The 8325-nt window shown below is 49.8% G+C and carries 5 protein-coding genes; 2 read left to right on the top strand and 3 right to left on the bottom strand.

Annotation, left to right across the window (positions count from 1 at the left end; translation table 11 throughout):
* Nucleotides 1-343: 343 nt before the first annotated feature.
* A complete protein-coding gene (locus DXY33_RS12005; protein WP_136975436.1) occupies nucleotides 344-1930 on the top strand; it encodes a hypothetical protein in 1587 nt (528 codons plus the stop codon).
* A 58-nt stretch (nucleotides 1931-1988) separates the two neighbouring features.
* Nucleotides 1989-3584 (top strand): glycosyltransferase family 39 protein, encoded by a 1596-nt coding sequence (locus DXY33_RS06675; protein ID WP_115132276.1) that lies wholly within the window; start codon nucleotides 1989-1991, stop codon nucleotides 3582-3584.
* A 33-nt stretch (nucleotides 3585-3617) separates the two neighbouring features.
* Here DXY33_RS06675 and DXY33_RS06670 read toward each other — a convergent pair whose 3' ends face one another.
* The 3 genes from DXY33_RS06670 to DXY33_RS06660 are packed head-to-tail and all read right to left on the bottom strand — an operon-like array spanning nucleotide 3618 to nucleotide 7859.
* Complete coding sequence (locus DXY33_RS06670) at nucleotides 3618-5054, bottom strand: glycosyltransferase family 39 protein (protein WP_244275909.1); 1437 nt, start codon at nucleotides 5052-5054, stop codon at nucleotides 3618-3620.
* Between the two features lie 55 nt (nucleotides 5055-5109).
* Nucleotides 5110-6240, bottom strand: coding sequence for a glycosyltransferase family 2 protein (locus tag DXY33_RS06665; RefSeq protein ID WP_115132275.1), 1131 nt, complete (start codon nucleotides 6238-6240; stop codon nucleotides 5110-5112).
* A gap of 23 nt (nucleotides 6241-6263) precedes the next feature.
* Nucleotides 6264-7859, bottom strand: a complete 1596-nt coding sequence (locus DXY33_RS06660) for a glycosyltransferase family 39 protein (protein WP_115132274.1) — start codon at nucleotides 7857-7859, stop codon at nucleotides 6264-6266.
* Nucleotides 7860-8325: the final 466 nt, after the last annotated feature.

The following is an 8325-nucleotide window of genomic DNA, read 5'->3' as shown; positions in this document are numbered from 1 at the left end:
AGATCCCGAATTCGAGACCTTCTACACAAAGAACATCCTTCTGAATGAAGGTCTGTATACAATAATTTGCTAAAACTTTTATAAATTATTTGCATTTATGCTGAAATTTAGGCTGCTCTTTTTGATGGTTTCTGGACGACACAAAATGGCAAATCTGTTTGTATTGACTTGCCGTCGCTTGGTAAAAATATTCTCTAGATCAGACTTAAGTATTGCCCGCACCTCGCTCTGGGTTCGTAAATGGTAATCAACACTTCGCCTGGTGGTCGATATTTTTGAATTCAAAATGTAATTAAATTTGGTTACAAATTATCTTTTTGTGCCATCTGTGCTTACGCTTTACATGCCTTACCTATTTAAAAAGTTGATGTCTATACGCGATTTAAACTCAAAAATCTCACTTAAATTAGTATTTATACTTTATATCGCGACTACACTAGTTGGCGTTTCTTCACATGTGCTTTGGCGTGATGAGATGCAGGGTTGGTTAGTAGCAGTAGGAAGCTCAAATGTTTTTGAGCTGTGGAATAATAATGCTCCATCTGGGCATCCTATAGTTTACCCATTATTAACGTTTATTTCTTCGCTGATATATGAAAACCCACTGTCCATGCAGCTAATGCAATGGTCATTTGCCGCGATTTGTGTGCTTATATTTTTAAGACGAGCTCCTTTTTCAAAGTTTCAGAAGCTATTATTCACATTTGGCTATTTTCCATTTTGGGAGTATTGCCTTATTTCTAGGCACTATGTTGTAATACAGCTTTTGTCCTTTATTGGTGTAATTCATGTAAGTAAGAGAAATTATAGCCTAGTTTATATATCATTTCTTATAGCTTTGCTGCTAAATACTCATGCTCTCGCTTGGAGTATTGCAATTGGATTTTTTATTGCAATAGCCGATGACTTTTTATATAAAAGATTGCGCAAAGGTAAGTGGGAGTTTTCTTCTGTAGATTCTTTGAGTTGCCTTGCGTCTGCGATTCTTTTATTTATCGCTTCGTGGCTGTCATTAAATAGCCTTTTTCAGACCTCCCGAAGTATTGATAGTGCGTCCATTGAAGTAAGCTTGAAGTCAATTTTAGTCGCTTTTGGCAGATACTTGGGCGGTAATATTTTAATTGTACCTGACTCCTCCCGATGGCTTGATTTATCAGTGTCTGCTGCTGTATCTGTCGCATTAATCATCGCTACTATCTTGTATATATGGCGTTCACGAAAAGCGCTATTGTTTTATTGTTCGTCTATATTTTGCTTGCTTTGCTTTAATGCTGCTGTATATAGTGGAGCAGGCTCGAGGCATTTCGGAATTTATTTTATAATTGTAATGGCTTCGATTTGGCTTTGTAGATCAGATCTTTCGGCATCTTGCAGTAGCTCGGTGGCCAATGTTAAGGAGTCCAACTTAATTGAATCTAGATCTGGATTTTCGCTATTTTTGTCTGCCATTCTAGCTATTCATTTTTTTGCAGGGATTCATAGAGTTTCCCTCGATATTGTTTATCCATATTCTGCGAGCAAAGAAGTTGCTGCTTTTATAACAAATTCAGAGTATGCTGACTGGCCTTTGTTTGGAACCAGGGATGTAGAGCTTGCTTCTGTCTCGGGTTATCTTGGGAAATCAATTTATTATCCTGAAATCAATCGATTAGGCACCTTTACTGAGTGGGTTAATCGGAATTCATCATTAAGTAGAGAGAAATCATTGGTTTATATTCAGGAATACATGGATTCACATCCAAACATCAATTCGTTGCTTGTAATTCTAAGCAATAGCTCAAATTTAAAGCATAATTTTGGGCGAGGTGATTTAAAAATCTCCGATGATATATCGATTGAGTTTGTCAAAAGTTTTCTTCGTTCGTATAACAAGCCAGAAAGGTACTATATTTATAAAGTTGGACGGGCTATCAATGTCTTGAGTGAGTGATGTGCAATACCCTGTATCGATACTGTGAATTTTGTTGAGATCTACTCTTTCTTTTTCAATGCAGTTGCTTATCAAGCTTTCAATGTGTTCTCTTCTTAAAAAGAAAACTATAAATGTGCATATTTTTCTTCTATCTCTATTGATATTTATCGTCTTTGTTTCGCTAGTGTGGGCTGATATGCAGAGTTTAATTGCTCATGACGAAGGCCTTTATGCAAGGCGAGCAAAATTAATATCTGATTCAGGTGATTGGCTCTCTCCATTTGCATCGCCTCACCACAAAACAGTTGGTTCGTATTGGGCAATCGCTATAAGTCTGAAGATCTTTGGAATTAGCGACTGGGCTTCTAGATTACCAAGCATTGTAGCAGGATATATAGCAACATTGCTCTTTTATTTTACTTCTCTGAGATACTTTAAGCCGCTGAATTCTTTAGTTGCTTCGTTGGCATTAATTTCCATGCCTATTTATTTTCAGTCGTTGCGTACAGCGGGTCCTGATATGATTTTCATAGCACTAATCATGGCGCAAGTATATTTTTTAACCTCTGCTAAAGATGCATCTCGTAGAGTATTTCGCTGGAAAATACTTGGCTTTGGTGCGTGCGTAGCAATGTCCTTTTTTGTGCGAAGTTTGGTGGCATTAATACCGCTTGTATCGTTATTTCCACTAATTCTTGTGCTGCAATATGTGCGCAGTATCCAATTTTGGATTTGGGCAATAAGCGGTCTATTCCTAGGTTCCATTCCGTTAATATTTAATCTCTTATCGGTTTTTGAAGACCACGGATACTCTGGCTTGGTTTCTCTTGTTTCGTTTGCTTCGAGAAAAGCTGATGTAGCTGAATGGAATTTATTCTCCAGTCTTCCATTCTACTTCACTAGGCTTGTATTATTGACGTTCCCAGCATTTGTCTTTCTTTTGCCACGTATGCAATCTTTCGGCAAAAGATTATTTTCTGATAAAGCATGTGGATTGCGAATTGAGCTTAATGCGTTGACAATATTATTTCCATTAATCTATATAATCGTATTGTCTTTTATAGGGACTAGGCATTATCATTATTTGCTGCCTCTTGTGCCCCTGCTTGCGCTGAATATTGCTCGTATGGATTTAATCTTTAAAAGAAGCACATTTAGGTTTGAGACTAGCTTTGCTGGTGTTATGTTTGTGCTTTATATGTTAGGTGCATGTGCTCTTTATTTTAAGCGTGACTATCTGCTTGATGCCGCGTTTTATACCGGATTTTTTGCAATAATTTTTTCTTCTATTTTATGCTTCTATGCTTTTTATTCTAGATTTTTCTCTCGGCGAAAGCTTTCTCCTTTTGCCTCGATTTTTGCGTTTCTTATGGCGCAATATTTGACTATCTCTGCATTATCAGCAAGCGGTATTATTTGGAGTACTAACAAGGATCTCAAGGCATTGGCTAGCTCTATGAATAGTGAGTGTAAGTCCGGCGTATATCTTTATGGGCTTCCTAGTAAAGATGAAACAATCCTAAGATTTTACCTGGATCATTCTTATGTATTGCCGTCTTTGGGCGACTTGTCTGCTGAATATGGTGGGTGCTTAGTCGCAGTAGAGTCTTCGAAAAGTCAGGTCTTGCAAGATCTGTCTGGTCATAAAATATCAAATTTTTACTTTAGATAATATATATTAACTTTACGGGTTAGCGTAAATTCCCTAAGGTATCAAGGTTTTTATTGGGATCAAATATGTCTTCTCTTTGTTGTCTATAAAAGATGTATTATCTGTCTGAATTAGCTTCCTTATTCTATTTGATTCGGCTTCTTGCATTGGCGTATAAGTGTTACGCCAGTTCAGGCTGCCCGTTAAGTAGCTGGCTCCATCGTCTTTGAGTTTTTTGAGTTGATCTATTGTTAATTCTCTGCTTGGGATGATCCATCCCTGCCTTCGTGCAAGGTTTAGCAGTGTTGGGTCTGAATCAGTGACACACACTACTCGGGCATTGACTGGGATTTCTTTTCGAATACTTTCTGCGAGGGGCATCCAGGTGCTGAGTCGTCGTGTTTCTACTGCCCAGTAGTCAAATGAGAGGATTGAAAGGCTGGTAATTAATGTGATGCTGAGTAACATTTGAATCGTCCAGCGTCGTTGTTTGTACTGCAGGGTTTGCCACCCCAGGCCTACAAGCGGTGAGCTGAATAGTAAAAAGGGGAATTGGTAATACTCATGCACGGTGCTTGATCTCATCGTCGCAACGGTGCAAATCAGCATCCCGACGGCTCCTCCAAGTGCTATGCGCCCTCCGCCAAATCTCCAGCACCTCATGGTGCCGATCATCAGCAAGGGGACTCCTGTTACAACAAGCGCACGTAGACCAGTTCGGATTGCAAGATTCACCCAGCTTGAGAGATTTAGTGCTAACCCGATGTTGCTGCGATCGCTATCCTCTCCCCAGAATCCAAACGTCAAGCCGCTTGCTTCACCTAGCTGGTAGGCATGCACGTACCAGGCTGACGTAACCGCCAGGGCCGTTGATACATACACCCAGAACCAGGGATTCAGAGTCAAGCGTAAGAGCCGTCGCAGCATCTGCTCAGGAGATTCCGCCTTCGCGCGAGGCGAAGGTGTGAGCTGCACGAGTAGTAGAGGTAGGCCTAGCCAGAGCAAAGGAATCACTTTGATGAGTGCTGCTCCGGTAAAGCAAATCCAGCTCAGGCTCAGTGCCCAGGCTTTTCGTTGTTCAACAAAGATGCTGTGGGCTTCTAGTGATCCTGCGGCACACAACACCAATAAGGCTTCTGCCTGAAAGGTCCTTCCGTAGTACACCCCCAAGGGTGCGAGCGCGAAGGCCATGCCCGCCCACCAACCGACCTGGAGGGTGAACCAACGCCGGCCCAGGCGCATCACCAGCCAGATGGTCAGTGCGCTGAAGAGCACCGACAGTCCGCGGCCCAGCCATTCCTGTACGCCCATCAGGTTGTACAGGCGGCTCACCAGAAAGGGGTAGATGGGAAATTCCGACTCCACAAAGCCGGCACTTGCACCGCCCCAATCGATCTGAGGCATCCAGATCGGTGTGCCTGCCTGGCTGAAATGCCTTGCCATGGCTGCAGTGTCGGCTTGCCGCCAGCTGTGAACGCCGACCACGGGCATCCAGATCTGCACTAGCCGCAGCAGGCTTCCCAGGGCGATGGGCAGCCAGGTCGGCCTAGGGGCTGTTCCAGACAAATCGGGATGAGGCCGCATAGTTCCAGACGTAGACGACAACAATGCCCGCCAGTTGGGCCCAGAGCGCGTGGGCCTGAATCAGGGTGTAAAAACTGGTCGCAAGGCCGACGTTGGCAAGCGCTGGTAGGGAGGCCACCAGGAGGAATTTGAGCAGACCCCGGATTAGTTGCCGGCCGCTCTGGCGTCGGTCTCGAAATGTGAGGGCATTGTTCACCAAGTAGTTCGAGCTTGCTGCCGTGATGACTGCCACGGGAAGCGCCTGCTGAAATTCCAGCTTGAACAGGCCCATCAGCAGTGCTGTTGATAGCAGCTGAACCATCACCCCGGAAGCTCCCACAAGCCCGAAACTGATCGCTCGTCGCGGTAGCAGCCGAAGGGTTGCGGTGTGAATCAGGGACACCATGAAGTCCCAGAGGATGGCGAGATCGAGTTTGGAGCTGCCATGCAGCCGCGGCTGAAAGTTCAGTGGAATTTCTCCCACCTGCAGGCTGCCGTGGCTGATGGCCAGGAGCTCATAGAGGAACTTGAAGCCGTTGACGTCCACCTGGCGCACCAGCGGCAAGCAGCGGTTGAGGCGCAGCACGATGAAGCCGCTCATGCAATCGCTCAGGTGCCCATACGACCGGGGAAGACTCCATCGGGCCAGGCGGTTGGCGAGGGTGGAACCGTCGGTGCGTCGATCGCTGAGCCCCCGGATCTTGGAGTGGTCGAGGAAGCGGCTCCCCGCCACGAGGTCCAGACGCTCTCGATCCAGCAGCTGCACGGCCTCGCCAACGGAGGCAGGTTCGTGCTGGCCATCGCTGTCCATCACCACAGCGGTGGGATAGAGGGCTGCGATCAGGCCTTCCTTGATGGCGCTGGCCAGTCCGGAGCGTCCCACCCGTTGAATGATCCGGATCCTGGGGTCTTGGCGGGCGAGTGAGCGAACGAGGTCAGGGGTGCCATCCCGGGAATCGTCATCGACCACCAAGATCTCGATCGGCTGGTCCGTCTCAAGACTGAGCAGGGATTCGATCACTTGGCGGATGGAACCGCCCTCGTTGAAGGTGGGAAGCACGATCGACAGGCCGATTTGGCTTGTCGGTCCTTCACGTTCCGAAGTGGACGACACAGCGGGCTCTAGTCCACTTCAGGCTACCGACAGTTGGCAAGCGTCCATCGCCTCGCTTGGCCTTCGGTGATGCAGCCCTTCTGGGGCTTGTCGCTGAGCCGGCGACCTGGGCCACCCTTGAACCGCTCAATGCGTTGTTCGGCGTACCAGTTGAGGCTCGGACGTTCGTCGTAACCCTTTAGCTTGATCTGGCTTCCAGGGTTGGCACGGGCCAAGGCTGCCACCGGTTGCACGGGCCAGGTTTCGTTGAGCTCCCACAACCAGAGGGGGGATTGAAACAACAGTGCCAGTGCTGCCAAATTGCCGCAGCTGAGACAGATCACGCCTAGCCGTCTTCGTTGTGGTGTTGGAGAGCGCAGCCACCATCCGCCCACACACCAGCCGAGGCCGAGCGCACCCGCCATGCTGCGGTAGGGCACAAGACTGCTGCCGATGCTGCTCAAGCTGCTCAACCAAAGCAGCAGGAGCACCAGCCCGAGCCCGCACCAGAACATTGGAAGCTGCAACAGCAGCCAGCGCCAGGGGGGATTTGGGCTCTCCGGCGCACCCTTGCAAGAAAAGGGCCGCTCCACTAGCCAGACCAGTAGCGGCGCGCAGAGGAGAGCGATGGGCAGCCAGAGCGGGTGGCTGTACCAGGGGAGCTGGGTGCGCAGCGGAAGAATGGCTCCGGCCAGGGTCAGCAGGCAAGTCAGAGACCAGCGGCCCCAGCGGCTCTGACGCCAACGCCAGGCCCAGATCAGGGCGAAGGGCAGCAGTGGCAGCCATGGCCAGCCCCCCTCCAGCACTTCGATCACCGGGACCCGCCAGCCCAGATCACTGCCTTCGCCGGCATCCAGAAGAACCCGCCCGGCACCATCGCCGCCCCAGAGCCAAAGCGCCTGGCTCCCTCTGATGTAGGCATGCCAGAGATGCCAGCCGACCCCTGGGGTCAGGCCCAGCAGCATTCCGCTGAGGGCTGATGCGTGGTTGTTCCAGCGTTTCCATTCCCTGCCCCAGGCCAGCGCTAAGCCGCCAGCCACCACCGCGGGCACCAGCAGCGGGGCTTTGAGCAACAGCATGGCGCTGGCCATTAGGCCGGCGATGGCCCCCCAGAGTGCGCTCGTTCGGCTGCGGGTGAGCTGCAGCAGGGCCAGCCAAAGCACAGCCATTGCCGTTAGCTGAGTGCCATCCAGCATGGCCAGGCGTCCGTGCCGGGCCACTGGCAGCAGCGTGAGCAGAATTACGCTGGTGGCGAGGGTGCTGGAACGATCCCCAGGGCGCAGCACCCATTGCAGCCAGCCCCCCAGTGGCACCACCAGGCACGACAGCACTGCCGGCGCCACGCGGACCGTCCATTCCGAGGGGAGCTGATCGGGTTGGGTTGTTGTGCTGATTACAAGGGCGATCAGGCTGTGCAGACCAGGAGCCTTGTTGAGATAAGGCTTGTCCCAGAGGGTGAGCAGCAACGGAGCTTCTCCAAGCCCGTGGCGAAGTTCCAGGGCCACCTGGGCCACTGTGGCTTCATCGAAGTCCCGCAGCGGGAGGTCTCCGAGCCCGATCAGGGCCAGTACGGCAGCGGCTAGGCCGAGCCCTGCCAATGCGATCCAAGGTGCTGGGTCAGGAGCTGAGCCGGCGCGCATGGGGCTCCTAATCACATCAAAAACTGAGTATGGTCCTGGTGTTCAGGATGCAGCGGCGTGGAGAGGTGAAAGCTTCCTTCGGGAGGTCAGCACAACTCCGAAGGCGTTGCCGGCATTCACAATCCTTCAGGAGGAGGTGTCCATGATTTCCAGTTGTTTGATCCAGGGTCTGTTGATTGCGGAGAACGCCGGCTGAACGGCGCCTTCTGACTGATCATCCGGTTCCGCGGCAAAAGTGGACCCGGCGAGAGCCCCCGTTCGGCCTGCCGGACGGGGGCATCGTTTATTCAGAGTGAATTCGCTGAGATCCAGCGAGTATCTGTCGATACATGTCGATGTAAGTACCGGCACAAGCTGCATTGGATAACGAGTGGCAAGCCCTCAAAATCCGGATTGGCGTAGTAGCGCCAATTTCCTGTGTGAGGAATCAAATGAAGCTTTTCCAGCAACTGCTGGTGGCTCCTGC

The sequence above is a fragment of the Synechococcus sp. N26 genome, from assembly GCF_900473975.1.
Lineage (GTDB): Bacteria > Cyanobacteriota > Cyanobacteriia > PCC-6307 > Cyanobiaceae > Parasynechococcus.
This window is presented reverse-complemented; position numbering and strand designations above follow the sequence as displayed.

Excerpts from the sequence above, each read along its gene's own strand:
- DXY33_RS06670 (WP_244275909.1), bottom strand. The coding sequence starts at position 5,054 with ATGCCCGTGGTCGGCGTTCACAGCTGGCGGCAAGCCGACACTGCAGCC.
- DXY33_RS06660 (WP_115132274.1), bottom strand. The coding sequence starts at position 7,859 with ATGCGCGCCGGCTCAGCTCCTGACCCAGCACCTTGGATCGCATTGGCA.
- DXY33_RS12005 (WP_136975436.1), top strand. The coding sequence starts at position 344 with ATGCCTTACCTATTTAAAAAGTTGATGTCTATACGCGATTTAAACTCA.
- DXY33_RS06675 (WP_115132276.1), top strand. The coding sequence starts at position 1,989 with ATGCAGTTGCTTATCAAGCTTTCAATGTGTTCTCTTCTTAAAAAGAAA.